The organism is Corallococcus sp. AB011P (assembly GCF_003611605.1).
Lineage (GTDB): Bacteria > Myxococcota > Myxococcia > Myxococcales > Myxococcaceae > Corallococcus > Corallococcus coralloides.
Window position 1 is genome coordinate 66,762 of sequence record NZ_RAVX01000018.1, and the last position, 25,133, is coordinate 91,894.

21 protein-coding genes are annotated in these 25,133 nt (G+C 70.2%); 10 read left to right on the plus strand and 11 right to left on the minus strand.

The genetic code is table 11. From position 1 onward, the window contains the following. Window positions 1-8 precede the first annotated feature (8 nt). Genes sctQ through D7X30_RS32045 form a run of 7 tightly spaced genes read left to right on the plus strand, consistent with a single transcriptional unit; the run spans window position 9 to window position 6,553 of the window. On the plus strand, window positions 9-1,160 hold the full coding sequence (sctQ, locus tag D7X30_RS32015) for a type III secretion system cytoplasmic ring protein SctQ (RefSeq protein ID WP_233591906.1): 1,152 nt from the start codon (window positions 9-11) through the stop codon (window positions 1,158-1,160). After that, complete coding sequence (locus D7X30_RS32020) at window positions 1,157-1,648, plus strand: flagellar biosynthetic protein FliO (RefSeq protein WP_120566769.1); 492 nt, start codon at window positions 1,157-1,159, stop codon at window positions 1,646-1,648. The genes sctQ and D7X30_RS32020 overlap by 4 nt, the downstream gene beginning before the upstream one ends. Beyond that, window positions 1,645-2,370: a type III secretion system export apparatus subunit SctR gene (gene sctR / locus D7X30_RS32025; protein ID WP_120566770.1), complete on the plus strand. Its 726-nt coding sequence runs from the start codon at window positions 1,645-1,647 to the stop codon at window positions 2,368-2,370. Before D7X30_RS32020 ends, sctR begins: the two co-directional genes overlap by 4 nt. 4 nt (window positions 2,371-2,374) lie before the next feature. Then, window positions 2,375-2,644 (plus strand): flagellar biosynthetic protein FliQ, encoded by a 270-nt coding sequence (locus tag D7X30_RS32030; protein ID WP_120566771.1) that lies wholly within the window; start codon window positions 2,375-2,377, stop codon window positions 2,642-2,644. Beyond that, the gene (locus D7X30_RS32035; protein ID WP_120566772.1) at window positions 2,641-3,435 is read left to right on the plus strand and encodes an EscT/YscT/HrcT family type III secretion system export apparatus protein; all 795 of its coding nucleotides are present in this window, start codon (window positions 2,641-2,643) and stop codon (window positions 3,433-3,435) included. The genes D7X30_RS32030 and D7X30_RS32035 overlap by 4 nt, the downstream gene beginning before the upstream one ends. After that, a complete protein-coding gene (locus D7X30_RS32040) occupies window positions 3,432-4,478 on the plus strand; it encodes an EscU/YscU/HrcU family type III secretion system export apparatus switch protein (protein WP_120566773.1) in 1,047 nt (348 codons plus the stop codon). Before D7X30_RS32035 ends, D7X30_RS32040 begins: the two co-directional genes overlap by 4 nt. Beyond that, the gene (locus tag D7X30_RS32045; protein ID WP_120566774.1) at window positions 4,478-6,553 is read left to right on the plus strand and encodes a flagellar biosynthesis protein FlhA; all 2,076 of its coding nucleotides are present in this window, start codon (window positions 4,478-4,480) and stop codon (window positions 6,551-6,553) included. The genes D7X30_RS32040 and D7X30_RS32045 overlap by 1 nt, the downstream gene beginning before the upstream one ends. Before the next feature lie 3 nt (window positions 6,554-6,556). Here the strand turns inward: D7X30_RS32045 and D7X30_RS32050 are convergent, their stop codons facing one another. From D7X30_RS32050 to ligA, 6 genes are all read right to left on the minus strand, one after another. Further along, window positions 6,557-6,907 (minus strand): HU family DNA-binding protein, encoded by a 351-nt coding sequence (locus tag D7X30_RS32050; RefSeq protein ID WP_043321998.1) that lies wholly within the window; start codon window positions 6,905-6,907, stop codon window positions 6,557-6,559. A 125-nt stretch (window positions 6,908-7,032) separates the two neighbouring features. After that, window positions 7,033-8,409, minus strand: coding sequence for a YhjD/YihY/BrkB family envelope integrity protein (locus D7X30_RS32055; RefSeq protein ID WP_120566861.1), 1,377 nt, complete (start codon window positions 8,407-8,409; stop codon window positions 7,033-7,035). 376 nt (window positions 8,410-8,785) lie between these two features. Beyond that, entirely contained in the window at window positions 8,786-11,491 is a 2,706-nt protein-coding gene (locus D7X30_RS32060; protein WP_120566775.1) for an Rne/Rng family ribonuclease, read from the minus strand. Between the two features lie 575 nt (window positions 11,492-12,066). Beyond that, window positions 12,067-12,510, minus strand: a complete 444-nt coding sequence (locus D7X30_RS32065) for a DUF3052 family protein (protein WP_120566776.1) — start codon at window positions 12,508-12,510, stop codon at window positions 12,067-12,069. Further along, a complete protein-coding gene (locus D7X30_RS32070) occupies window positions 12,507-12,794 on the minus strand; it encodes an acylphosphatase (RefSeq protein ID WP_120566777.1) in 288 nt (95 codons plus the stop codon). The genes D7X30_RS32065 and D7X30_RS32070 overlap by 4 nt, the downstream gene beginning before the upstream one ends. A gap of 10 nt (window positions 12,795-12,804) precedes the next feature. Beyond that, complete coding sequence (gene ligA / locus D7X30_RS32075) at window positions 12,805-14,829, minus strand: NAD-dependent DNA ligase LigA (protein WP_120566778.1); 2,025 nt, start codon at window positions 14,827-14,829, stop codon at window positions 12,805-12,807. A gap of 497 nt (window positions 14,830-15,326) precedes the next feature. Between ligA and rho the strand changes: the two genes are divergently transcribed. Both rho and D7X30_RS32085 read left to right on the plus strand, forming a co-directional pair. Beyond that, a complete protein-coding gene (gene rho, locus D7X30_RS32080) occupies window positions 15,327-16,940 on the plus strand; it encodes a transcription termination factor Rho (RefSeq protein ID WP_120566779.1) in 1,614 nt (537 codons plus the stop codon). A 26-nt stretch (window positions 16,941-16,966) separates the two neighbouring features. Further along, window positions 16,967-17,287: a hypothetical protein gene (locus D7X30_RS32085; RefSeq protein ID WP_014398915.1), complete on the plus strand. Its 321-nt coding sequence runs from the start codon at window positions 16,967-16,969 to the stop codon at window positions 17,285-17,287. A 21-nt stretch (window positions 17,288-17,308) separates the two neighbouring features. Here the strand turns inward: D7X30_RS32085 and D7X30_RS32090 are convergent, their stop codons facing one another. The 5 genes from D7X30_RS32090 to D7X30_RS32110 all read right to left on the minus strand — a co-directional run bounded on the left by D7X30_RS32090 (window position 17,309) and on the right by D7X30_RS32110 (window position 23,516). After that, complete coding sequence (locus D7X30_RS32090; RefSeq protein WP_120566780.1) at window positions 17,309-19,876, minus strand: ATP-binding protein; 2,568 nt, start codon at window positions 19,874-19,876, stop codon at window positions 17,309-17,311. A gap of 139 nt (window positions 19,877-20,015) precedes the next feature. Next, window positions 20,016-21,233, minus strand: coding sequence for an AI-2E family transporter (locus D7X30_RS32095; RefSeq protein WP_120566781.1), 1,218 nt, complete (start codon window positions 21,231-21,233; stop codon window positions 20,016-20,018). A 129-nt stretch (window positions 21,234-21,362) separates the two neighbouring features. After that, a complete protein-coding gene (locus D7X30_RS32100; RefSeq protein ID WP_120566782.1) occupies window positions 21,363-21,824 on the minus strand; it encodes a hypothetical protein in 462 nt (153 codons plus the stop codon). A 3-nt stretch (window positions 21,825-21,827) separates the two neighbouring features. Continuing rightward, the gene (locus D7X30_RS32105) at window positions 21,828-22,655 is read right to left on the minus strand and encodes a triacylglycerol lipase (RefSeq protein ID WP_120566783.1); all 828 of its coding nucleotides are present in this window, start codon (window positions 22,653-22,655) and stop codon (window positions 21,828-21,830) included. A 102-nt stretch (window positions 22,656-22,757) separates the two neighbouring features. Continuing rightward, a complete protein-coding gene (locus D7X30_RS32110; protein ID WP_199724609.1) occupies window positions 22,758-23,516 on the minus strand; it encodes a glutamine amidotransferase in 759 nt (252 codons plus the stop codon). A gap of 88 nt (window positions 23,517-23,604) precedes the next feature. On the opposite strand from D7X30_RS32110, the gene D7X30_RS32115 reads away from it, so the two are divergent. Further along, on the plus strand, window positions 23,605-25,092 hold the full coding sequence (locus D7X30_RS32115; protein WP_120566785.1) for an aldehyde dehydrogenase family protein: 1,488 nt from the start codon (window positions 23,605-23,607) through the stop codon (window positions 25,090-25,092). Window positions 25,093-25,133: the final 41 nt, after the last annotated feature.

A 25,133-nucleotide genomic window follows, 5' to 3' on the forward strand; every position in this document is an offset into this window, starting at 1 on the left:
AGCTCCGGATGCAAACGAATCCAGTCAGGTCCCCCAGCGTCGCGAAGAAGCCCACGCGTCCGTTCCGCCCGGGAGCGCGGCGGTTGACGCGAGCCCACCTGGTGCTGGGGCAGCGGCCCCAGGTGGGACGTTGGGGCGCGGAGCTCCTGCGCGACGTGGGCGCGGCACTGTCGCGGGACCTGGGCGCGGCGGTCCACGTGGAGGGGCACCTGGTGCCGGCGGCGGTCCAGCCAGAGCGCGAGCTGGCGATGGGAATGGTGTTCGCGCTGGTGGAGCTGTCGGCGGTGGGGGGCACCGCCATCGTGGAGCTGGAGGTGCCCCTGGTCTTCGCGGCGCTGGCGAGGCTGGCGGGGACGGGAGTGCGGTCGGCTCCCGTGGCGGAGCTGACCCGGTTGGAAGAGTCCACGCTGGTGTACCTGCTGCTGTCCGCCCTGGCCGCGATGCGCGGGCAAGGCGAATGGGTGCGAAGGCTGGGGCCTCGTTTGTCCGCGGTGTCGATGCGGCGCGGTGACGTGCTGACGCGAGTCGACCCGAGACAGCCCTATGTGGCGGTGTTGCTGACGGCAACGGTGGAGGGAGCGACGGTGGGCGGCCGGGTGCTCCTGCCCTCCCGTGCCGTGCAGACCGCTTTCCAGGAGCTGCCCATGGAGCCAGGAGGCGCGGTGGCGCCCCAGGTGCTGGCGGCGTCGGTCCCCGCGCGCTGCCTCATGGGGCGCAGTCCATTGCAGGCCTCGGCGGTGGATGCGCTGTCCGCGGGAGACGTCGTGCTCTTCGATGGCGTGCGTCTCCGGGGCGGCCGGGTGGAGGGACAGGGACAGCTGATCACCCGGGGCTTCGCGCTCCGGGGTGAGTTTCTCGCGGAAGGTTTTTCGACAGGGAGCGTGCACTCGCGCGCGGCCCAACAGGAGTCGGACATGGTGGCGACGAACAAGCGGAGCGAGGCGATGCCGCCGCTCCCGGTGGATGTGGAGATCGAGCTGACGCGGTTGATGTTGCCCCTGGCGGAACTGGCGGCGCTGAAGCCGGGCACGTTGCTGCCCCTGCACGTGAACGCGAGCAGCCCGGTGCTGCTGCGCGTGGGCGACCGCGTGGTCGCGCGTGCGGAGTTGGTGGAGATCGAAGGCGAAGTGGGCGCCCGCATCCTGGCGTTGCTGCCGTGAGCGCACCCGTGAACACGCTGCTGTCCTCGTTCTCGCCACGCGGCAGGCTGCTGTTCGCGTCGGCCCTCCTCGTGGGGCTGGCGACGCTCGCTCCCCTGGGGGGACTGTCGTTGGTAGGTTCCTCGCGCCTGTTGATCGGCGCGATGGCGCTGGCCGGGCTGGGCTGGGTGGTGCTCCGCAAGGGAGGCATGGCCGGGAGTGCCGATGCGGCCGCTCCGGAGCCCCTGAGCATCGTCTCTCGGACGGGGCTTTCACAGCGCTGTGGCCTCGCGCTCGTGGAGGCGGATGGACAGCGGTACCTCGTGGCCTACGGCGACACCTTCGCGGAGATCCATGAGACCCGCGCCATGGCGGTCCTGCCCGGCGGCACGCCCAAGCCGACGATGAAACCCAGGTTCGACCTGGAGCTGGAGCCGACGGTGCTCTTCCCGCGCGCGCGACAGACGAAGACGGCGTGTGGAGCGCTCCGGAAGCGGGGTGGGGAATGAAGGCCCTCGGATTGGGATGCGGCGTGTTCCTGCCCGCGAGCGCGTTCGCAGCGGAGCAGTCCCTGGCGCAGGCCTCCTATGCCGGCAGTCCGCTGGCGATGATGGGGATGCTCGCGCTCTTGTCGCTGCTGCCGTTCGCGGTGCTGATGCTGACGAGCTTCTCGAAGATCGCCGTGGTGCTCTCCCTGGCCCGCTCGGCGATGGGCACGCAGCAGGCACCGCCGACGCTGGTGCTCACGGGGCTCGCGGTGGTGCTGACGGGGCACATCATGGCGCCGGTGATGGAGCGCATGTACGACGCGGGACAGGCGGCGTACGACGAGGTGCATTCCGGAGCGCAGGTCCTCTCCGCCGCGAAGCAGGTGACGGAGCCCTTGCGCGCCTTCCTCATGAAGCACGGAGGTCCGGAGGAGCGGGCCCGCTTCGTGGACCTGGCCCGCGAGCTGCGTCCTCCGGAGGAATCCGAGCAGGTGCAGGAGACGGACCTGTTCGTCGTCATCCCGGCCTTCGTCATCACCGAGCTGAAGGAGGCCTTCCAGATTGGCTTCATCGTCTTCCTGCCCTTCCTGGTGCTCGACATGGTCATTGCCAATGTGCTGCTCGCGTTGGGCATGCAGACGTTGTCGCCGGGCCAGGTGAGCCTGCCCTTCAAGATCCTCCTCTTCGTCGCCGTGGATGGCTGGGCCCTGCTCGCGCGGGGACTCATCCTCGGCTACCGGTGACACCATGAGTCAGGACGTCCTGCTCACCCTGGGGCGTGAGGCCCTGCTGTTGATGGTGCTCGCCTCGCTGCCGCCCATTGGCGCGAGCCTGCTGGTGGGCTTCCTGATGAGCCTCTTCCAGGCAACGACCCAGTTGCAGGAGAGCACGCTGTCGGTGGTGCCCAAGCTGTGCGCGGCGGTGCTGTCCCTGGTGCTCGCGGGGCCGTGGATCGCCGGACAGCTCACGCGCTTCACCCAGCAACTCCTCATGCTCATCGCGGACGTGGCGCTGTGAACCCAGAAGCGTTGGGCGAACAGCTCCTCGCCCTGGCACCGCACGTGGTCGCGGTGGCGCTGTGCGCGGCGAGGCTCGTGCCCATCGCGTTCCTCTGTCCCTTGCTGGGGGGGCAGGCCGCGCCGACGACGGTCCGGCTGGGCCTGGTGCTCGCGCTCTCGCTCTTCCTTCACGTCGAGGCGGGCGTGGAGTTCCGCGGCACGGTGGAGACGCCGGTGGTGATGGCGGCGCTCGTGGTGCGTGAGCTGGCCTACGGTGTCTCCGTGGGGCTCGTGGCCGCGCTGCCCTTCGACGCGGCGAGGATGGGCGGCCGGTTCATCGACCTGTTCCGCGGAACCTCCGCGGAGGCGAGTCTGCCGCAGGCGGGCAGCCGTGAGTCGGCCACGGGAGACGCGCTGTACCACCTGCTGGTGGCGAGGGTGGTGTCGGGCGCGCTGTTCCCCGTGGTGCTCTCCGCCCTGCTGCGCGGCTTCGGAGTGGTTCAACTGGGGGCCTTCGTACCCACGGAGGCCTCGGCCCTGCACGTGGTGGTGATGGTGGGCGGCGCCATGGCCACGGGACTCGCGGTGGGCGCCCCGGTGGCGGCTGCATCACTAGCGGTGGACTGCTTCCTGGGCATGGCCTCGAGGGCCGCGGCCCAGGTGAACCTCCAGGAGCTGGGGGCTCCGCTACGCATCCTCGGAGGCGGCGCGCTGCTGTGGCTGGGCGTGGGCCTGCTGTGTGAGCGGCTGCTCGCGGGCGTGGCCTCGACGGAGGGAGCGCTGGCGCTGCTGGGCGAGGTCTCCCGATGAGCGGCGAGAAGACGGAGCAGCCCACCGCGAAACGGATGCGAGAGGCCCGGCGCAAGGGCCAGCTTCCGCGCAGCCGGATGTTGACCTCCAGCGCGACGACGCTGGGCGGGCTGCTGGGCTTCATCGCGTTCGCGCCAGACGGCTTTGCCCGGCTGCGGGACTGGACCGCGCGGTTGATGCTGGAACAGGCCGCCGCTGGCGCATGGGAGGAGGGGGCCTGGGTCGCCGCGCGATTGTGCGGCCCTGCCTTGGGTGGTGCGCTCGTGGCCTCGCTGGCGGTCTCCGTGGCCACCGTGGGCTTCGAATTGGACGCTCGCCATGCCGCGCCGAAGCTCGAGCGCATCAACCCCGCCGCGGGCCTCAAGCGTCTCTTCAGCGTCCGGCCGCTGCTCGAGCTGGGCAAGGCGCTGCTCGTGGCTGCACTGCTGGGCCTCATCGTCTGGAACGAGGTGGAGGCGGTCGGCCCGGATGCCTTGCGAACCGCGTGGCTCGATGGAACCCGGGGAATGGAGTTCCTGCTCGGTCGGCTGGCGGCGCTGGTGACGCGACTGGCGTGGGTGGTGCTGGGGTGCGGTGCCGTGGACTACGCGCTCGCCCGTCGCAGTCACCGGCGCGAACTGATGATGACCCGCGAAGAGGTCAAGCGGGAGCACAAGGAGAGCGAGGGCGACCCGCGTCACAAGGGACAACGGCGGGCCCTGCATCGCCAACTGGCGCAGGGCGGTCCGGCACGTGGAGTGCAAAAGGCCACCGCCGTGATCGTCAACCCCACGCACATCGCGGTCGCGCTCCGCTACGACGCGGGCGAATGCGACGCGCCCTACCTCGTGGCCAAGGGCCGCGAACAGGACGCGCTCGCGCTCAAGGAGGAGGCGCGCCGGCAGGGCATCCCCGTGGTCCGGGACGTGCCTCTGGCCCGCAGCCTCATCCACTTCGACGTCGGGGAGTCCATCCCCGAGGAGCTGTACCAGGCGGCGGCCGTCGTGTTGCGGACCGCGATGGAGCTTCGCGAGCCGGACGACCGTCCACGGAGACAGACGTGATGCCCCCATTCCTGAAGGTCTTGCTGAAGGCCCGTCAGTCCTCGGACGTCGTGCTCGCGGTGGCGATGGCGGCGGTGCTGGGGGCGCTCATCATCCCGCTGCCTGCGTGGCTCCTCGACATGGGGCTCGCGGTGAACCTGGCCGCGGCGGTGGCGCTGCTGGTCGCCGCGCTGAACGCGAAGGACGCGCTGCGGGTGACGTCGTTCCCCACGTTGCTGCTCTTCACCACGCTGTTCCGGCTGTCGCTCAACGTGTCGTCCACGCGGCTGGCGCTCTCCGAGGGCCACGCGGGCGAGGTCATCCAGGCCTTCGGCGAGTTCGTGGTGCGAGGCGACTACGTGGTGGGCGCGGTGGTGTTCGCCATCCTCACGCTGGTGCAGTTGCTGGTGGTGACCAAGGGCGCCGAGCGGGTGGCGGAGGTGTCCGCCCGCTTCACGCTGGACGCCATGCCCGGCAAGCAGATGTCCATCGATGCGGACCTGCGCGCGGGCGCCATCGACCAGACCCAGGCCCGGCGCAGGCGGCGCGACCTGGAGCGTGAGTCCCAGATGTTCGGCGCCATGGACGGCGCGATGAAGTTCGTGAAGGGGGACGTCGTCGCGGGCCTCGTCATCGTCGCGGTGAACCTGCTGGGCGGCACCCTCATCGGCGTGTTGCAGAACGGCCAGTCCTTCTCCGAGGCAGCCGCCACCTTCGCGCTCATCGCCATCGGCGACGGGCTCGTGTCCCAGGTGCCCTCACTGTGCATCGCGGTGGCCGCGGGCCTCGTCGTCACTCGGGTGGCGTCGGAGAAGGAAGAGGACTCGCTCGGGGCGGAGATCGGCTCCCAGTTCTTCGGCGACTTCCGCACGCTGCTCACCGTCGCGGGCCTGTGCGTCGCGCTGGCCTTGATGCCGGGCATGCCGCACCTGACCTTCCTCGCGCTGGCGGCGGGCCTCGGCGGGCTCGGGTATGCGCTGCGGCGCAAGGGGCAGGCGCCGGAGAAGTCACCGTCGAAGGATGGCGCCTCCTCGGAGGCCGCGGTGCCCGCTGGAGCCGCTGGCAAGCCGCCGGAGAGCGCGAAGGCGCCGGTCGGGGTGACGCCGCTCACGCTGGACCTGTCCGCGCAGCTGACGCCGCTCGCGGAGGCAGACGGAGGCGCCTTCGTGCACACCGTGCTGAACGCCGTGCGCGACGAGCTGTTCTTCGAGCTGGGCGTGCGCATCCCCGGCATCCGGGTGCGGACCCACGCCGCCTACCTGGGCCCGGGCGAGTACCGCATCCTCCTGGACGAAGTGCCCGCCGGTGGCGGCGTGGTGCAGCCCGGCGCCCTGTACGCGCTCGTTCCTCCCAGCGAGCTGGCCTTCCTGGAGGTCCAGGCGGAAGCGTCGGTGGAGCCCGCCAGCGGGCGGCCCATCAGCCGCGTGGGGGAGGGGGCCCGCTCCCGGCTGGATCTGGCCCAGGTGCCGGTGCGCAAGCCCTCGGAGCTCATCGCGGACCACCTGCGGGCCGTGCTGCGCCTGCGCGCCGCCGCGCTGCTGGGACTCCAGGAGGTGCAGGGCCTGCTGGAGGGGCTGGAGGCCCAGTCGCCCGTGCTGGTGAAGGAGGCGTTGCAGAAGGTGCCACTGCCGCTGCTGGTGGACGTGCTGCGGCGGCTCGTGCAGGAGCAGGTGAGCATCCGAGACCTGCGCGCCATCCTGGAGGCGCTCGTGGCGCCCACCACCGAAGGCGACGCCACGGCCCTGGCCGAGCGCTGCCGTCAGGCCCTGCACCGCTACCTGAGCCACCAGTTCGCGCCCACCGGCCCGCTTTACGCGTACCTCGTGGACCCTGAGGTGGAGGAGGTGCTGCGCGCCAGCGGTCCCCGGGGGCTCTCGCCGGAGCCGGAGCGCATCATGGAGATCCTGGAGGGGGTGCGGGTTATCGCCAACGGGGGCCGGGCGGTGGTGCTCGCGGCCCCGGACATCCGCCGTCCGCTGCGCAAGCTGTGCGAGGGCTCTTTCCCGGATGTGGCGGTGCTCACCTACGGCGAGCTGGACGGGGACCTGCAGATTCGCCCCATCGGCCGGCTGTCGCCGGTCGCCGTGGGGCGGTGAGGCCTAGAGGGTACCGGTGCCGCTGCTGCCCTTGAACTCGGAGGAGGGCGGCAGGTCCGACTGGGCCTGCAGCGGCGCGGGGCGGTTGACCCGGTCGCGCAGCTCCTTGCCCGTGCGGAAGAGCAGGCCGCGCTTGGGCTTCACCGGGATGACCTGGCCCGTCTTCGGGTTGCGGCCCTGGTAGCCCTGGTAGTTCTTCACGTGGAAGGCGCCAAGCCCGCGAATCTCGATGTTCTCCCCGCGGCAGAGGGCGTCCTTCATCGACTCGAAGATCGTCTCAATGGTCGCCTCCGCCTGCTTCTGGGTCACGCCTCGTTTGGCAACGAGGATGTTGATCAGATCAGACTTGAGCATCGGACGCTCCCGCAAACCCCGTGACCCCTTGGTGACAGGGCTCTCTGGCCCGTTGTCGAGTCCCGAATACATAACAGAACACCTCCTCCTTGCAAGCCGGGTGGGCTCCCAACCCTCTATAAACGTTACGGATTTCCGTCGCTGGCCGCTGCCTTGGGGGCCTCTGGGGCGGGCGGGGCGAGCAGCCCCGGGCGCAGCGGCGTCACCAGGTCCAGCCACCGGGTGCGGCGCAGCAGGTCGACCCCGGCACAGTCGGCCGCCTGGAAAAGGGGTTCGAACTGTTCGAAGCCCGGGGCCTTGGGGCCCGTCCAGGTCTCCGGGCCGCCGGTGATCATCACCCCGTGCACGGCGAGCGTGGTGTCGGCGAGCGTGATGTCGGCGGGGTCCCGCGTGGGGCGCAGGCCGCCCCGCCGTCCTCGTTCCAGCAGGCGGGCCTCCACCATGCGGTCCACCACCTCGTGCACCAGCGACTCCGGCACGCGCAGCCGCGTGGCCAGCTCCCGGGGCAGGGGCGGGGTGGCGCCATCCACCCAGCACAGGGTGACGTCCTGGGCGACGCGTGCGCCCACCAGCTCGTGCGCGCGCGGGTGGCTGCCGAAGGCGAAGAGGGAGTCGCGGAAGGAGACGTGCTCCACGGCGTAGGACAGCCGGGCGCCGAACAGCATCACCAGCCAGCTCACGTACACCCAGGCGAGGAACAGGGGCAGGGCGCCCAGCGACGCGTAGAGGGGGTTGTAGAGGAAGCTGCGCGCGGCGAACTCGGCGTACACCTGCTTCGCCAGCATCCAGCCCAGCCCGGCCACCAGTCCGCCCGCCAGCGCCGAGCGCACGCGCACGTGGGCGTAGGGCGTCCAGAGGTACAGCAGCGTCAGGCTGCCCATGGCGATGAGCATGGTGCCCACCCCGATGAAGAACGGCGCGGAGGGGGCGTGGCTCTGCAGCAGCATGCGGACCCGGCCCGTGCCGGAGAAGGAGATGGCCAGGAAGATGGGCCCCAGCAGCAGCAGGCCCGCGTAGATGGACAGGCGCGTCAGCCACGGGCGCTGGCGCCGGATGCCCCACAGTTCGTTCACCGCGCCGTCGATGTGGCGCAGCAGCGAGCCCGCCGACAACAGCACCGCGAGGAAGCCCACGCTGCCCACCGCGATGGAGTCTCCCGGGTGCAGGAACCGGTCGAGCAGGGCGGCGGACTCCTCGCTGACCCCCGGCGCCAGCACCTCGGAGATGACGAAGCGCAGCTTCCGCTGGAACTGCTCCTGGTGGAGCGTGCGCAAGAGCACGATGCCCACGGTCAGCAGCGGCACCAGCGAGAACATGCTGATGTACGTGAGCGCGGCGGCGCGCAGGCGCAGGTTCTCGCCCATGAAGCCGCGCGCCACGGTGCGCCCCGCGAAGAAGATGTCCGCCGCGAAGCGGCCCGCTGACGTGGCCCCGATGGGCGCCCACACGCGGGCCGCTGCCTGGACCGCCCAGGCCCGTGCACGCACCAGCGAGCGCCGCACGCGCCAGGACAGCTTCCGGAACCTCAAGGCTCCCTCCCGGTGCGCTTCCAGCCCGGTGCGGCCAGGGCGCGGGAGTCCACGAGCGTGCGAAGGCGCGAAGGCGAGCGGTTCATCCCAGGCGATTCAAATGGGCCGGGGACTGAACGACCCCCCGGCGTGGAAGTGCCACCGTAGCCAAACCCCACCCCGCTGAACCAGCCCTCCCACCCCGCCCGAGCGGACGTTGTCCGCACATGCACGGACCTCGCCCGCCTGGTTGACCACCATGCGGGAGGCCGTGCTCCAGCTCCAATGCAGAAGGCCCGGCGGGATGCACCCACCGGGCCTTCGCGGTCACTCACGGTCCGGACTCAATGGCCCGGCGTCGCTCGAGCGTTCAGCCTTCGCTGCTCCCGCCGGACGGCTCGGACGAGCCCCCGCCGGACGCCGCGGGAGGAGTGCCGCCACCATTGCCGCCGTTGTGGCCACCGCCGGAACCGCCTCCGCGCTCGCCGCCACGGCCCTCGCCGCCGCCGCGACGTTCACGGTCGCCACTCCGGTTGCGGTCACCGCCGCGCTCGCCGCGCTCGGGACGCCGGCCCTCGCGACGGTCGCCGCCGCCGCGCTCGCCTCCGCGTTCCCCGCCACGGCTTTCGCCCCCGCCACGGCTCTCGCCCCCGCCACGGCTCTCGCCGCCGCCGCGGTTCTCACCGCCGCCGCGCTCACGGTCGCGGTCCCGGCCACCGCCACGGCGGCCCTGGTCCTGACGGCCGCCGCCGTAGTTGCTCTCCGGGCGGCGCTGCTGCATCGCCAGCTCGCCGTCACCGGAGCCCGGCGACGAGGCCACCTTGTGCTCGGGGCCCGTGGCCGACCGGCCGTAGATGTCGTACTGCTCGCGGTGGTAGTTCTGCTGCGCCTTCACCTGGATGGACTTGTTGTAGCGGTCCATCAGGTGCCGCAGCTCGTTGCGCTCCTCGCCCTGCAGCAGCCGCGCGACCTCCGCGTTGCAGTTGATGACGAGCGTGGAGTCCTTGTAGCCCGGCGCCTCGCGGCGGATCTCCCGGAAGATTTCGTACGCGACCGTGGTGGCCGTCTTCACGAAGCCCTTGCCGTCGCAGTACGGGCAGTCCTCGTGCAGCACGCGGCCAATGGACTCGCGCACGCGCTTGCGCGTCATCTCCACCAGGCCCAGCTCGGAGATGCGCAGCACGTTCGTCTTGGCCTTGTCCCGGCCCAGCGCCTCCTGCAGCGACTTGAAGACCTTGTCGCGGTTCTGCGCCTTCTCCATGTCGATGAAGTCGCAGATGATGATGCCGCCGATGTTGCGCAGCCGGAGCTGGTAGACGATCTCCTTGGCCGCCTCGACGTTGATCTTGGTGATGGTCTCCTCGAGGCTCTTCTTGCCGACGTAGCGTCCCGAGTTGACGTCGATGGCGGTGAGCGCCTCCGCCTGGTCGATGATGAGGTAGCCGCCGCTCTTCAGCCACACCTTGCGCTGGGTGGCGCGCTGCAGCTCCTGCTCGATGCCGTAGGCGTCGAAGACGGGCTCGTCCGTCTCGTGCAGCACCACGCGGTCGCGCAGCGCCGGGTCCTGCGCGGTGACGAAGCCCTGGATGCGCTCGTACTCCTCCGCGTCGTCCACGACGAGCTTCTCCACGTCGTGGGCGAACAGGTCGCGCGTGGCGCGCAGGATGAGGTCCAGGTCCGGGTGCAGCAGGCCCGGTCCGCCGCGCTTCTCGTTGCGGCGCACCACCTGGTTCCACACCTCGATGAGGAACCGGATGTCGCTCTCCAGCTTCTCCTGGGGAACGTTCTCCGCCACGGTGCGCACGATGAAGCCCGTGCCGGGCGGCCGCAGCCGGTCCACGATTTCGCGCAGCCGGCGGCGCTCCTTCTCGTTGGAGATGCGGCGGCTGATGCCCACGTGGTCCACCGTGGGCATGAACACCAGGTGACGGCCCGGGATGGAGATGTGCGAGGTGAGCCGCGCGCCCTTCGTGCCGATGGGGTCCTTGGAAATCTGGACCACCACCTCCTGGCCCACCTTCAGCAGGTCTTCAATCTTGTCCGTCTTGCGCTGCTTGGGCTTCTCCTTCTCCTCGTCGCGCTTGTCGCGGCGGGGCTGCTCCTGGCGGCGCTTGTCCTTGTCCTTGTCCTTGTCCTTGTCCTTGTCCTTGTCCTTCTCGCGGCCCTCCCGGTTGCGCGGCTCGCGGGCCTCGCGCGCCTCACGCGGCGTGCGGCGCTCGCCGGAGACCTCGGCGGGACGGGCGTCGGCGGCGGGGGAGGGGATGAGCTCGCCCAGGGCGGACGCGTGCGGCGGCGGCTCGGCGGCGCTGCCTTCCGTCGCGGGCTCCACGCCGGACTCGGCGACGGTGGCGACAGCGGCGCTCTCCGCGGGCGTCTCCTGCACCACCGCGGAGGCCTCCACCGGAGGCGTGCCGTTCTCCGTCAGCGGCACCGCCACGGCGGCGGTGGACACCTCGACCGGGGACTCCGACGTGGCGCCTTCAGCCGGGGTCTCCGCGATGACGCCCACGGGCGCCGCGGGCTCGGCAGGCTCGGACGAAGCCTGGGCCTCCACCGGGGCCGGGGCGGCCTCCGGAGCCGGCTTCACGGCCTCGGGCGTCGCCTCCGGGGACGACTCCACGGCCGGGGCGCCCTGGGCCTGGACGTCCAGCGCCAGCGCGCCGTCGTGCGCCAGCACCGGCTCCGGAGAAGCCGCAGGGGCCTCCGTGCCGGCGGGCAGCGCGTGCGTGGCGTCAGGGACGTTGGAGGCCGCGAACTCCACGGCGTCGGCCTCGGATTCGGTGGGGACCTCCGGGGCGTCCTCGTGCTCGCCCTCGGTCAACTCGAACTGCGCGCGGGCGAAGTCCGGGTCGTAGACGACGTCGCTGACATACAGGAAGGCGGCCTTCTCCAACCCGATGTCCACGAAGGCCGCCTGCATGCCCGGGAGCACCCGGACGACACGACCCTTGTAGATGTTTCCGACGACGCCCTTGTCCTTCTTACGCTCGAGGTAGAACTCCGCGATATGGCCGCCCTCGACGAGCGCCACCCGGGTCTCCCGACCCGCGGCATTGATGACGAGCACACTGCTCATGGATGAATCCTGGTAGCGCGCGCGGTAGGGGGGACCTCACCGGACGGGAGGCGGCGAGACGCCACACCTCCGAGCACGCCGCGAGGGGAGAGGCGGCCAGCGGCCCCCCGGCGTGTGGACGCCTTCCGGAATACCCGGAGGGAGAACGCATCACCTGGATGGGGGCCGAGGACATCGCCGCCTGCTCCTCCGAGTTCATGTCGCCCCGCATTGCGACCGGCACCGTGCCGGGCGGGGCTGCTTCTCTTCACGCGCTCGAGGCTTCCTCCACGCCCGTGCCGTCCGCCCCCTCTTCCACACCCGGTCGGTGCCCGTCATGTGGGCCACCTTGGGGGGGTGTCTGGGGGCCCCGGAGCAGCAGGGGCATCCGGAGGAATCCGGAAGCGCAACCCGTCGAAATTCCTGCCTGGGCGTGATGTCCCGCCAACGCGGGGCGTCACACAACCGCCCAGAAACACGGAGAGTTTTCCACGCCCCTCCAGGTGTGTAAAGGCCCGATGCGCCCGTTCATCCACTGTCGGGCAGATGGAAGGCGGGCCTGCCCGGCGGGTCCCCGGGCGCTCGGAAACGGACGTTCAGGCCTGGGCGGGGGCCTGCTTGCGCCCTTCCGGCTTGTCCAGCTTCCCGCGCGGACGGCGCACCAGCCGCAGGCCGGTCCAGGTCTCGTCGATGATGCAGATCTTGTTGTCCACCAGTCCGATGTCGAGCGCCGCCTGGCGCACGAAGTCCTCGGACAGGCGCGTCTTCACGCTTTCGCCGGAGGGCCAGCAGACCCAGATGCCGCCGTTGAGGGTGGTGGCTCGCGACAGCGCGGGCAGCCGTTGCACCAGCTCCGTGGCGTCGGAGGTGAAGAAGAGAATGACGTCCAGCCCCGTCTGGGCCGTGACGAGGAACTCCACCCCGTCCGGCAGCGGGTTGAGCTTCTGCACGAAGCCCCGCGGGGGGTTGATGACGGAAACCTTGGTGCCGGCCCGGATGCCCAGCATGGCCGGCAGGGAAGCCAGCGCGTAGGGCGTCATGATGTGCGCTCCACCGTGAAGGTGCGGAATTCGCCAGTGGCCTGTCCGTCCGTGCGCGCCACGTCCGTGACGCGCGCCATGCGGGGACCCGTGTGACACCAGCGGATGAAGTCTTCCAGAGTGCCGGGCTCGCCTTCCACCATGGCCTCCACGGAGCCGTCGCTCCGGTTGCGAACCCAGCCGGACAGGCCGAGGCGCAGCGCCTCCTGGCGGGCGCTCTCCCGATAGGAGACGCCCTGGACCGTGCCCTGGATGCGCAGGGTCACCCGGCGCTGCGTGCTCATGCCTCTGGCCTCATGCTCTGGCATCCCCTTCTAGCAGCTTCAGGAACGCCTGCTCATCCAGGATTCTTACGCCCAATTCCTGCGCCTTCTTCAGCTTGGTACCCGCGTCCTCGCCAGCGACGACGAAATCGGTCTTGCGCGAGACACTTCCAGAGACCTTACCGCCGCGCCGTTCGATTTCCTCCTTGGCTTGCTCGCGCGCAAGCCGCTCCATGGTGCCGGTGAGCACCACCGTCTTGCCCACGAAGGGGCCGCCCGTGGCGACCGCCGGGGGCGCCGGCTGGACTCCCGCGTCCAGGAGGGCCTGGATGGTGGCCTGGTTCTGGGGCTCCTGGAAGAAGGTGTGGATGACCTGCGCCATCACCGGGCCCACGTCCTTCACCCGGCTGATGTCCTCCAGGCTGGCCGTGAAGAGCGACTTCACCTCTGGGAAGGACTCCGCCAGGGCGCGCGCCGTGGAGTCGCCCACGTGGCGGATGCCCAGCGAATACAGGAAGCGGCGCTGGGTGGTGTCCTTGCTGCCCGCGATGGAGGCCAGCAGGTTGTCCGCGCTCTTCTCTCCCATGCGCTCCAGCTTGAGCAGCGAGTCCCGGGTGAGCGCGAACAGGTCCGCGAACGTCTTCACCTGCCCGGACGTGACGAGCTGCATGGCCAGCTTGTCCCCCAGGCCCTCGATGTCCATGGCGATGCGGCTGGCGAAGTGGCGCACCTTCTCCACCAGCTGCGCGGGGCAGGACGCGCCCGTGCAGCGGATGATGGCGCCATCCTCGTCCTTGGCCGCCACCGCGTGGCACACCGGGCAGTGGGTGGGGAAGGTGAAGGGCTGGGAGTCCTCCGGGCGCTTGGACAGCACCACGGAGACGATCTCCGGAATCACGTCACCCGCGCGGCGCACGAAGACGGTGTCGCCCTTGCGTACGTTCTTGCGGCGCAGCTCGTCCTCGTTGTGCAGCGTGGCGCGCGACACCATCACGCCGCCCACCTTCACCGGCTTCAGGTGCGCCACCGGCGTGAGCGCGCCCGTGCGGCCCACCTGGATACCGATGTCCTCCACCGTGGTGGACTCCTCCTCCGGCGGGAACTTGTAGGCCACCGCCCAGCGCGGACTCTTGGACACCTGGCCCAGGCGGCGGCGCAGGTCCTCGTCGTCCACCTTCACCACCATGCCGTCGACCTCGAAGGGCAGGGCGTGGCGGCCCTTCAGGGACTCGTCGTAGCGCTGGCGCACTCCGTCCGCCCCGTCCGCGTGCTGGTAGCGGTTGATGGGCAGGCCCAGCGTCTTCAGGTACTCCAGCTTCTGCGTGTGTGTCTTGAAGGCGGGCACGCCGTCGCCGGGCACGCACTCATACAGGTAGACGGACAGGGGCCGGGCGGCGGTCTCCCTGGGGTCCAACTGGCGCAGGCTGCCCGCGGCGGCGTTGCGCGGGTTGGCGAAGAGTGACTCGCCCGCCTCTTCGCGCTTCTCGTTGAGCTTGCGGAAGTCCTCCTTGCGGATGAAGACCTCGCCGCGGACCTCCAACCGCCTGGGCACCTTCACGCCGTCCTGGGGGAACAGCTCCAGGGGCAGGCTCTTGATGGTGCGCAGGTTGCCCGTGACGTCCTCGCCCGTGGTGCCGTCGCCGCGCGTGGCGCCCTGCACGAAGCGGCCGTCCTCGAAGCGCAGGGAGATGGCCAGGCCGTCCAGCTTGGGCTCGCACACGTAGCCCACCTGCGACAGGCCCGTCAGCTTGCGGATGCGGTCGTCGAACTCCGTCAGCCCGGCGTCATCGAAGATGTTCGCCAGCGACAGCATCTGCGTGGTGTGCACCACCTGCCCGAAGTCCTCCACCGCCGCGCCGCCCACGCGCTGGGTGGGCGAGTCCGGCGTCACCAGCTGGGGGTACTGCTCCTCCAGCCCCTGGAGCTCACGCATCAGCGTGTCGTATTGGGCATCGCTGATTTCCGGCGCGTCCAGCACGTAGTAGCGGTGGTTGTGGTGGGCCAGCTCCTGACGGAGCGCTCGGGCGCGGGCTTCGGCTTTCGGGAAGGTGTCCACGGCGGGTGTCCTTACCCCAATTCAGGGGCGCGGCCAGTTGCGCACGCCCCGCGTTGGAGGAGGAGCACTCTACCGGCACCACCTGACAGGGCCGCTTCACGCACTCGGGAAGGGGAACCCGGGGGCGCGTGTTCACGGCAAGGAGGCGCATCCGCCGCCCCATTAGGCCCGGATTTCAGCTACATAGCGGATTCCCTGTTGGCAAGACCCCCGCCCTCCAGTGCAACCCCCTGAAAAACGGGACAGAGCCAGGCACGGATGCCTTGACAGCTCTGGAGGCGGTCAATAGTTTCCAGCGCGGTTCCTGGCGCAGGGGTTCCCCCGGCGCCGTCTCTTCCCAACCACAGGCCCACGCGCCCTCCGGTCCGTTCCCAAGGACTTGGGTGGTGCTGCCCCCTGGAAGGTGCTTCCGAGCGCCGCGCGGACGGATCGCCGTCCCGCGTACAGCCTGCCCGAGCCTTCGGGCGCTTCCCCCCTACTTCCGTACGCAGACCGTCATGGCCAAAGCCCGTTCCCCCCGAGAGAAGGTAGTCCAGCCGGTGTTCACCGAGGAGAAGCCCCGGCGCAAGCGCGCGGCGGCGAAGGAGGCGGAGAAGCCCGCTCCCCGGACGCGTCGTGCGCCGGCTCGTCGTGAAGAGGCTCCCGCCGAGGAGGCCGAGGCCCCCGAGGTCGTCGCGGAAGCGCCCCGTCCGGTGCTCACTCCCATCTCCCGTCCCGTGCGTGACGACGAGCTCCAGGAGCTGCGCGGCACGGAGGAGGAGACGCCCGCCGAGGAGGCCGCTCCGGCCGCCCCGCAGGAGTCCGCGGAAGGCCCCGCCATCACGGAGGTCGAGCGCGACGGCACCCCGATGCAGGTCATCAAGCTCAATGACCTGAAGCGGATGAAGATCGTCGACCTGGCGAAGATGGCCCACGACACGGGCATCGAGGGCTACCAGGGTCTGAAGAAGCAGGACCTCATCTTCGCGCTCCTGGGCGGCATCGCCGACAAGCGCTTCGAGGTCCACGCGGAAGGAGTGCTGGAGCTGCTCAGCGACGGCTTCGGCTTCCTGCGCAGCGCGGACAGCGACTACCAGCCGTCCCCGGACGACATCTACGTGTCTCCGTCGCAGGTGCGCCGCTTCAACCTGCGGCCCGGCGACACGGTGACGGGCCCCATCCGCCAGCCCCGCGAGGGCGAGCGCTTCTTCGCGCTGCAGAAGGTGGACAAGGTCAACTTCGCGGACCCCATGTCGGACGCGGCGCGCGAGCGCATCCTGTTCGACAACCTCACGCCGCTCTATCCGACGCGCAAGCTCAAGCTGGAGCACGAGTCGTCGGAGATGACCACGCGCATCATCGACATGTTCTGCCCCATCGGTCTGGGCCAGCGCTGTCTCATCGTGGCGCCTCCGAAGGCCGGCAAGACGGTGCTGCTGCAGAACATCGCGCACGCCATCAGCCGCAACCACCCGGACGTCTACCTCATCGTGCTGCTCGTGGACGAGCGCCCGGAGGAAGTGACGGACATGGAGCGCAGCGTGCGCGGCGAGGTGGTGTCCTCCACCTTCGACGAGCCCGCCACGCGCCACGTGCAGGTGGCGGAGATGGTCATCGACAAGGCCAAGCGCCTGGTCGAGCAGAAGTACGACGTCTGCATCCTGCTGGACTCCATCACCCGTCTGGCGCGCGCCTACAACACGGTGGTGCCCGCGTCCGGCAAGATCCTGTCCGGCGGCGTGGACGCCAATGCGCTCCACAAGCCCAAGCGCTTCTTCGGCGCGGCCCGCAACATCGAAGAGGGCGGCAGCCTCACCATCATCGGCACGGCGCTCATCGACACCGGCAGCCGCATGGATGAAGTGATTTTCGAGGAGTTCAAGGGCACGGGTAACTCCGAAATCGTCCTGGACCGGAAGTTGATGGAGAAGCGCATCTTCCCAACGCTCGACATCAACAAATCCGGCACCCGCAAGGAGGAGTTGCTCTTGTCTCAGGCGGACCTGGTGCGCATTACGGCGTTGCGCCAGGTGCTCCACCCGTTCACCCCCATCGACGCGATGGAGTTCGTGCTCAAGCACATGCGTCCGACGGCGGCGAACGCGGAGTTCCTGGGCTCGATGAACCGGTAGTTCCCTTCCGGCCCAAGGAGCCCCCCATGCGTCGTGCCCGCCTCCCTCTTCTTGTCGCCCGCGCTGTCGCGGGCCTCACCCTGGGGTTGTTGGCGGGCTGCGACCTGGGGGTGGAGGACCTGCCCATTGGAGACACCCCACCGGTGCTCTCCAGCCAGGTCTGCTACGACGACTCGGACTGCGTCGCGAACGCGTGCTGTGGTGAGGGCACCGCCATCACCCACCGCGACGTAGGGCCGGACTGCACCGGCGTGCGGTGCGACGGGACGTGTACTCCCAACAGCGTGGACTGCGGCCGGTGCATCCCCACCTGCCGCAACGCGCGCTGCGCCGCCGCCTGCCAGTAGCGGGTGGCCGCACGGCCTGCTTCAGCCGGCCAGCCCGCTGACCACGTCCACTGGCGGATCCCTCAAGGGCAGCGTCACGCGGAAGGTGGTGCCGCCGCCCGGCGTGTCCTCCACGTCGATGCGGCCCTGGTGTGCTTCCACCACCTGACGCGACACCCAGAGCCCCAGGCCCAGGCCGCCGTAGTGGTGCGTGGACACGGCGCGCTCGAAGCGGTCGAAGATGCGCTCGCGGTCCTCCGGCTTGATGCCGATGCCGTGGTCCACCACGGACAGTCGCACGACCTCCCCATCCGGTTGGAGCGTCACGTCCACCGGGCGGCCCCGGCCGAACTTCAGCGCGTTGGCGATCAGGTTGTGCACCACCTGCGAGATGCGGGACGGGTCGAAGGTGCCCATCACCGGGCCCTTCACGTCCACGGTGAGCGGCGTGCCGTCACGGCGCGCTTCTTCCTCCGCGAAGCGCGTCACCTCCACCAGCAGGTCACCCAGGTCCACGTCCGTGCGGGTGATCTTCAGCCGGCCGCTGGTGATCTGCGACACGTCCATCAGCACGTCCACGAGCATCGCCAGCCGGCGGATGAAGGACCGCGCCTGCTTCAGGCGCTCCAGCGCCTTGGCCGGAGCGTCCTTGCCCAGGCCGCGCTCCACCAGCTCCAGGTGCAGTTGGAAGGCCGCCAGCGGCGTGCGCAGCTCGTGCGCCGCCACGGAGAGGAAGTCGTCGCGGGCGCGCAGGGCTTCCGTCAGGTTCTCCGCGCGGGCGCGCTCGTTGGCCATCTCCCCGCGCATCCTCGCGAGCTTCAGGTTGGACGCGATGCGCGCGAGCAATTCGCCCGCGGAGAAGGGCTTCACCAGGTAGTCGTCCGCGCCGGACGTCAGGCCCTGCACCGTGGCCTCTTCACCGGCCTTCGCGGACAGCAGCAGGATGGGCAGCTCGCGGGTGGTGGGCGCGGCGCGCAGGGCCCTCAGGAGGCCCATGCCGTCCAGCTTCGGCATCATCACGTCCGACAGCACCAGGTCCGGTGGCCGGACCAGCGCGGCCTCCAGGCCCTTCTCGCCGTCCGTCGCCACCTCCACGTCGTACTCGGCGGACAACACGCGCTGGATGTAGTCGCGCATGTCCCGGTTGTCGTCCACCAGCAGGATGCGCGCGCGCGGCACCGGGGCCAGCGCGTGGCCGTCCGCGGACGCCGGGTGCTGGTGGTGCGAGGACTGCGTGCGGTCCTTGGGCTTCGCGCTGCCCCACAGCAGGGCTTCCTCGACGTAGGCCGACGTGGCCTCGCGCGCCGCGGAGCGCGGCCGGGAGGTGGTGCGGATGCGCTCCTGCGGCAGGTGCGCGTGGCCCAGCGGCAGCTCCACGCGGAAGGTGCTGCCTTCGCCCTCGGTGCTGCTCGCGGACACGCTGCCGCCGTGCAGCCGGGCGAACTCCTGCACCAGCGCGAGCCCGATGCCGCTGCCCTCCACCGTGCGCGACGGCGAGCCCGACACGCGGTGGAAGCGCTCGAAGAGGCGGGGCAGCTCGTGCGCGGGGATGCCCGAGCCGGTGTCCTCCACCTCCAGCGACACCCGCTGCCCGTGCTCGCGCAGGCGCAGCGTGACGCTGCCCTGGAGCGTGAACTTGAACGCGTTGGAGACCAGGTTGAGGACGATCTGCTCCCACAGGTCCGGCGCCACGTAGACGGGCTGGGACAGGGGAGGGCAGTCCACCGTGAGCTTGAGGCCCGCGCGCTCCATGGCGGAGCGGAAGCTGGACGCCGCGTCCTTCGTCAGCGCGGCCAGGTCCGTGGGCGCGAAGCGCTCCTCCCGGGGGCCCGCCTCCAGCTTCGACAGGTCCAGCAGCGCGTTCACCAGCTTGAGCAGGCGCCCGGCGTTGCGGTGCACCCGCTCCATCTCCTTGCGGACCTCGTCCGACAGCGGGCCCGCTCGCCCGGCGAGCAGGTCCTCCGTGGGGCCCAGCATCAGCGTCAGCGGCGTGCGGAACTCGTGGCTGACGTTGGCGAAGAACTCCGACTTGAGCCGGTCCAGCTCGCCCAGTTGCTCGTTCGCCACGCGCAGCTGCTGGTTGGCCTCTTGGATCTGCTGGGCGCGCCGGAAGATTTCGCCCTCCATCTCGTCCGCGCGGGCGCGGAGCTCGGCGTGCTGGCGGCTCTGCTCCTCGTCCAGGTGCTTCAGGCGGATGAAGTCGGTGACGTCCTCCACGCGGTGGATGACGTAGCGCACCGAGCCGTCCTCGCCGAACACCGGGGTGTTCAGCGGGCTCCAGTAGCGCAGCTCGAACCCGCTGCCGGCCTCCTCGGGCCGGGGGATGTCGTACTTCTGGACCGCCATCGCGTCCGGGGCGCGCGTCTTCACCGCGCGCTCCAGCGACGCGCGCAGGTTGGTCACCCCGCTGGCCTGCGGGTCCTGGGGGTTGTCCGGGAAGACGTCGAAGATGTGGCGGCCCAGGATGTCCTCGCGCCGCGTCCGCGTGGCGCGCAGGTACGAGTCCGTCACCCCGATGATGACGAACTCCGGCGTCAGCACGAGGTACGGGTTGGGCGCGGCTTCGAACAGGCTCCGGTAGTCCGGGGCCGGTGAGGGGCTGGGGGGCATCACACGTCCTCAGAGGCGGAGGCGTGCCTGGAATTAGTCATTCGCCCCCGGGATGGCCAGGGGGGAAAGTGGGAGCCAGCCCCAGGTTTTCCACCGGTGGACGCTTGGGACCGCCCGCATCCCACCACGGTGGAGAAGTTCAGGCCGCAGGGGCGGCGTCCGTGGCGGCGACCGCCTGCTGGGCCGGAGCGGCCACCAGCGGGGGCGGCTGTGCCTTGAGGCGCGCGTAGTCGAAGCAGGCCACCGCGATGGAGGCCACCGGCACCGCGAACAGCGCGCCCCAGAGGCCGAAGAGCTTCTCGCCCGCGATGAGGGAGAAGGCCACCACCACGGGGTGGATGCGCGCGGCCTCGCCCATGATCTTCGGGTTGAGGAAGTACGCCTCCAGCGCGTGGATGCCGATGATCCACAGCAGGAGCGCGACGCCCTTCTGGAAGCCGTCCGCCAGCGCGATGAGGACGATGGGCACCGAGCTGATGATGGTGCCGAAGATGGGGATGAGGCTGAAGAGCGTGGCGATGGTGGCCAGCAGGAACGCGAACTTCACGCCGAAGAGGAGCAGGCCCAGCAGCGTGAGGCCGCCGTTCACCAGGCAGATGGTGACCTGCCCGCGCACCACGCCGGACAGCGACTTGTCGATGCGGGCCACCAGCGTCTTCGCGTCCGGCAGGAACTCCGCGGGGATGAGCGTGCCGAAGTAGCGGCGGATGGCCTGCGCGTCGATGGAGAAGAACGCGGCGACCATCAGGATGAAGAACAGCATGAAGACGCCGGTCAACACCTCCGTGACGATGCGGCGCGACACGTTGACGATGTCCGCCAGGTTCTCCTTCGCGAGCGACGTCACGCGCGTCACCGCGTCGGTGAGCATCTGCTCCAGGTCCAGCGCCATGCTGAAGCCGCCGGACGCGCCCGCCGCGTCCTCCATGGCCCGGTCCGACAGGGCCACGGGGATGCCGTACGTGTTGAGCCACGCCTCCGCGCGCTGCGCGTGCCCCTGCACGTGCTCCGGCGTGAGCGCGCTGGCGAAGGCGGCCATCTCGCGGCTGATGCGCGCCACCTCGCGGTAGAGCTGCGGCACCAGCGCGACGAAGAAGAGGTACACCGCCAGGAAGAACCCCGCGTAGATGAGCAGGATGGCCACCCAGCGCGGCACGGTGTGGCCGGCCACCTTCAGCCGCGTGATGCGCGCCACCAGCGGCTGCACCAGGTACGCGATGAGCGCCGCGCCCGCGAAGGGCATCACCACCGAGCGCAGGGCGAAGAGCGTCACCGCGATGGCCACCCACAATCCGGCGAGGAGGAGCAGGCGCTTGCGGCGTTCGTCGGGGGCGGTGGCTTCCACGGGCTGCGACATGCACCCGGGCTTAAGGCAGTGGCCTCCCTCCTGACAAGTTCCCGGCGGAAAGCTTCCTGTGGGCCCCGGCTCCTATGCCCCCAAAGGGTCCGGAACCTCTCGGATGAAGGCAGGCGGCCGGCCGGGGGCTCAGGCCTGGGGCAGCCGGGACCGGTCGCCCAGCCGGGGCTCCAGGCGGTCCAGGCACTCGCGCATCAGGGGGCGCTTGATGCGGCCCTGGGTGGCCTCTCCCAGGCCCAGCATCTGTTCGGTGAGCCAGCGGGTGAGGAAGAGCAGGGGGACGCGGTCCTCGGGGGCCAGGCCCCGCTCCAGGTAGCGCTTGTTGCGCACGTAGTCGTCGAAGGCGTCGAACTCGCGGGCCAGGTCCCACTTCGCCAGCCGCAGGGCCTCCGTGTAGACGGCTGGGGCGGGGCGCCGGGTGGCCTCCTGGAACAGCGGGGCGAACTCGCCCAGGGTGGCAGGGTCCAGGTCCTGGACGGGCGGGGGCCAGGACTCCAGGTCCTTGGCGAGCAGCCGCGCCACCTCGTCCAGCAGGTGGTCCACGAGGGCGACGGGCTTGAGGTCGAAGAGGTGGTCCCAGCGCGAGGGCATGTGTCAGGGGCTGGCGGCGGCGGGCAGGGCCACCGGAAGGGGAGGGGGCGGAAGCGCGGCGACGGGTGTGGCCACGGGGCCGTCAACATAGCCCAGGGCCAGCTCGCGTTGGATGATCTCCCACACGGCCCGGCGCGTGAGCAGCTCGCCGTGGGGCACGCCGGACAGCTCCACGTTGAAGACGTTGGGCTGGCCGTCCACGTCCAGCACGGAGGAGGGGAACTTCGCGATGACGTCGTCGCGCGAGTAGATGGACGTGAGCCGCACGTGGCGCGGGAAGGCGCCCACGCCCAGGTCCTTGATGAAGCGCGACTTCGGGGTGAGCTGCCACATGCTGCGGCTGAACCAGCCCAGCGTCGCGCAGCCCAGGTAGGCCATGCGTGTGCCCCGGTGCGGCGTGCCCAGGGTGATGAGGCTCTTCACGCGCGTGTCCCCGCCCAGCCGCTTCACGTAGTACGTGCCGATGAGGCCGCCCTTGGAGTGCCCGATGATGGTGAGCGGCCCCATGCCCGGGTGGCGCTCGTAGAGCCGGTCCACCTTGCCCTGGACCTTGCGCGCCAGCTCGTCGATGCGGTGCGTGTTGAAGCGGTCCATGGTGCCACCCAGGTGGATGGACCAGACGCAGTAGCCCTCGCGGCGCAGGCGGTGCTCCAGCACCTCCAGGACGCGGCGCGTGCTGAAGAAGCCGTGCAACAGGAGCACCGGCTTCTGGCAGTGCTTGAAGTCCGTGCGACGCACGACCTGGTTGCCGCGTGGATCCAGATCCACGTAGCTGGCCAGGTACTTCAGCTGGCACTTGAGCTTCCGGTACTGCAGCACGAACGGATTCATCCCCAGCCCCCGCCCTCCTGGACGGTGCGTGGACCGCCGTCCTGGAACACGGAGCAAAGCTAGGTCGCGCGCCAACTCGCGGCCCGAACCCGGACGGTCCGGTCAGGTGAAGTGTTCGAGGAAGTTCATCAGCACCCGGTGCGCGTGCGGCGTCGGGGTGATGCCGGACAACAGCCGGGGGACGTACTCGCCCTCGGGGATGCCCTTCTCCCGCGCCAGCGACTCCAGCTTGTCCTCGCGGGCGAGGATGACCGCGCGCATGGCGTCCGTGGCCATCTCCGGGTGGAACTGCACGCCGCGCACGTTGTTCCGGAAGGCGAGCGCCTGGTTCGCGGTGTTGGCGTTGCCCGCGAGCACCGTGGCGCCTTCCGGCAGGCGCGAGACGATGTCCTCGTGGGTCTGCTGCACGGTGAAGCGCTCCGGCAGGCCGCTGAACAGCGGATCCGCGCGGCCTTCGGGTGAGAGCGTCACCTCCACGGTGCCCGTCTCGCGGCCTTTGGGGTTGCGCGACACCTTGCCGCCGTAGGCTTCCGCGAGCAGTTGTTGACCAAAGCACACGCCGAGCACGGGGATGCCCTGCTCGCCCGCCTCCACCATGAAGGCGCCCGCGCGCTCCATCCACGGCTCGCGCTGCGTCACCGACAGGGGCGAGCCCGTCATCATCACCGCGTCGTAGCCCTTCGCGTCCTTCGGCAGGGGCGCGCCCTTGTGCACGGGAAGGACGTCGAAACGCTGACCGGACAGTCCAATGGTTTGCAGAAACCACCGCTCATAGTCGCCCACGGAGAGCTGGACGGAGGTCGCCGCGTCGCCGGCTTTCAGCAGGAGGACGTTCTTCATGGGGGCAGGTTGCCGCGTCATGTCCCCATTCCTACCGTGTCCAGCCGTCCGTGTCCGGTGCCCGCCACTTCCAGGTCGCTCGCGCGCCGTGCTCACCCGAGGCCTCGCCATGACCGACGCTCGTTCGCTCACTCCCAAGCTCCCCGTGCTCAAGCTGCTCATCGACGGGCAGCAGGTGGACCCCATTGAAGGGGGCACCTTCGCGGTGGTGAATCCCGCCACCGGCCAGAAGCTGGCGGACGTGCCCGCGGGCACCGCCGCGGACGTGGACCGCGCGGTGAAGGCCGCGCGCCGCGCCTTCGAATCCGGGCCGTGGGGGAAGATGACCGGCCGCGAGCGCGGCAAGCTCATCCGCAAGCTGGCGGACCTGCTCTACGAGCGCCGCGAGGAGTTCGCGCTCGTCGAGTCGCTGAACAACGGCAAGACCTTCAAGGACGCCATCCGGGGTGACGTGGCGCCGGCCGCCGCGACGCTCGCGAACTTCGCGGACATGGCCAGCACCATTACGGGCGAGGTGCTGCCCGTGGACGGCCCCTTCCACACCTACGCGCTCAAGGAGCCGGTGGGCGTGGTGGGCGCCATCGTGCCGTGGAACTACCCCACGTGCATGCTGGGCTGGAAGCTGGGGCCCGCGCTGGCCGCAGGCTGCACGGTGGTGGTGAAGCCGTCCGAGTACACGCCGCTCACCGCACTGAAGCTGGGCGCGCTGGCGCTGGAGGCGGGCTTCCCGCCCGGCGTCATCAACGTCATCACCGGACTGGGCGACCCCGCGGGTGAAGCCATCGCCCGGCACCCGGACGTGGACAAGATTTCGTTCACCGGCTCTGGCCGCACCGCGCGCCGGCTGCTCCAGGCCTCCGCCGCGAGCAACCTGAAGAAGCTGACGCTGGAGCTGGGCGGCAAGAGCCCGCAGATCATCTTCCCGGACGCGGACTTCGACCGCGCGGTGGACGCGTGCTTCTGGGGCATCTTCGGCAACAAGGGTGAGACCTGCAACGCGGGCAGCCGCGTGCTGGTGCACCAGGACGCCTACGAGTCCTTCGTCGCGAAGCTCGCGGAGAAGGCGCGCACGATGAAGGTGGGCGACCCGCTGGATGTGTCCACGGAGATGGGCGCGCTGGTGAGCCAGAAGCAGATGGACGTGGTGCTGGGCTACATCGAGAGCGGCAAGCAGCAGGGCGCGAAGCTGCTCGCGGGCGGTGGCCGCGACACGGAGGGCTTCAAGGCGAAGGGCTGCTTCGTGAAGCCCACCATCTTCGGCGACGTGAAGCCGGACATGAAGATCGCCCAGGAAGAGATTTTCGGCCCGGTGCTCAGCTGCCTGCGCTTCCGTGACGACGCGGAGGCCATCGCGATGGCGAACAGCACGCAGTACGGCCTGGCCGCGTCCATCTGGACGGGTGACGTGGCCAAGGCCCACGCGCTGGCGAAGCAGGTGAAGAGCGGCGTGGTGTGGATCAACTGCTTCAACGAGTTCGACGACGCGGCGCCCTTCGGTGGCTACAAGGAATCCGGTTGGGGCAAGGACCTGGGCCACCACGCGCTGGATGGCTATCTCCAGACGAAGGCCGTGTGGACGAAGTTGCCGTCTCCGTGACGCACCCCGCGCGCTCCACTCCATTCCACCGCTTCACCGCC

Bases quoted from the DNA above. Each gene is read 5' to 3' on its own strand.
- sctQ (WP_233591906.1), top strand. From the start codon at position 9: ATGCAAACGAATCCAGTCAGGTCCCCCAGCGTCGCGAAGAAGCCCACG.
- sctR (WP_120566770.1), top strand. From the start codon at position 1,645: ATGAAGGCCCTCGGATTGGGATGCGGCGTGTTCCTGCCCGCGAGCGCG.
- D7X30_RS32030 (WP_120566771.1), top strand. From the start codon at position 2,375: ATGAGTCAGGACGTCCTGCTCACCCTGGGGCGTGAGGCCCTGCTGTTG.
- D7X30_RS32040 (WP_120566773.1), top strand. From the start codon at position 3,432: ATGAGCGGCGAGAAGACGGAGCAGCCCACCGCGAAACGGATGCGAGAG.
- D7X30_RS32045 (WP_120566774.1), top strand. From the start codon at position 4,478: ATGCCCCCATTCCTGAAGGTCTTGCTGAAGGCCCGTCAGTCCTCGGAC.
- D7X30_RS32050 (WP_043321998.1), bottom strand. From the start codon at position 6,907: ATGCTCAAGTCTGATCTGATCAACATCCTCGTTGCCAAACGAGGCGTG.
- D7X30_RS32060 (WP_120566775.1), bottom strand. From the start codon at position 11,491: ATGAGCAGTGTGCTCGTCATCAATGCCGCGGGTCGGGAGACCCGGGTG.
- D7X30_RS32065 (WP_120566776.1), bottom strand. From the start codon at position 12,510: ATGACGCCCTACGCGCTGGCTTCCCTGCCGGCCATGCTGGGCATCCGG.
- D7X30_RS32070 (WP_120566777.1), bottom strand. From the start codon at position 12,794: ATGAGCACGCAGCGCCGGGTGACCCTGCGCATCCAGGGCACGGTCCAG.
- rho (WP_120566779.1), top strand. From the start codon at position 15,327: ATGGCCAAAGCCCGTTCCCCCCGAGAGAAGGTAGTCCAGCCGGTGTTC.
- D7X30_RS32085 (WP_014398915.1), top strand. From the start codon at position 16,967: ATGCGTCGTGCCCGCCTCCCTCTTCTTGTCGCCCGCGCTGTCGCGGGC.
- D7X30_RS32090 (WP_120566780.1), bottom strand. From the start codon at position 19,876: ATGCCCCCCAGCCCCTCACCGGCCCCGGACTACCGGAGCCTGTTCGAA.
- D7X30_RS32095 (WP_120566781.1), bottom strand. From the start codon at position 21,233: ATGTCGCAGCCCGTGGAAGCCACCGCCCCCGACGAACGCCGCAAGCGC.
- D7X30_RS32100 (WP_120566782.1), bottom strand. From the start codon at position 21,824: ATGCCCTCGCGCTGGGACCACCTCTTCGACCTCAAGCCCGTCGCCCTC.
- D7X30_RS32105 (WP_120566783.1), bottom strand. From the start codon at position 22,655: ATGAATCCGTTCGTGCTGCAGTACCGGAAGCTCAAGTGCCAGCTGAAG.
- D7X30_RS32110 (WP_199724609.1), bottom strand. From the start codon at position 23,516: ATGACGCGGCAACCTGCCCCCATGAAGAACGTCCTCCTGCTGAAAGCC.
- D7X30_RS32115 (WP_120566785.1), top strand. From the start codon at position 23,605: ATGACCGACGCTCGTTCGCTCACTCCCAAGCTCCCCGTGCTCAAGCTG.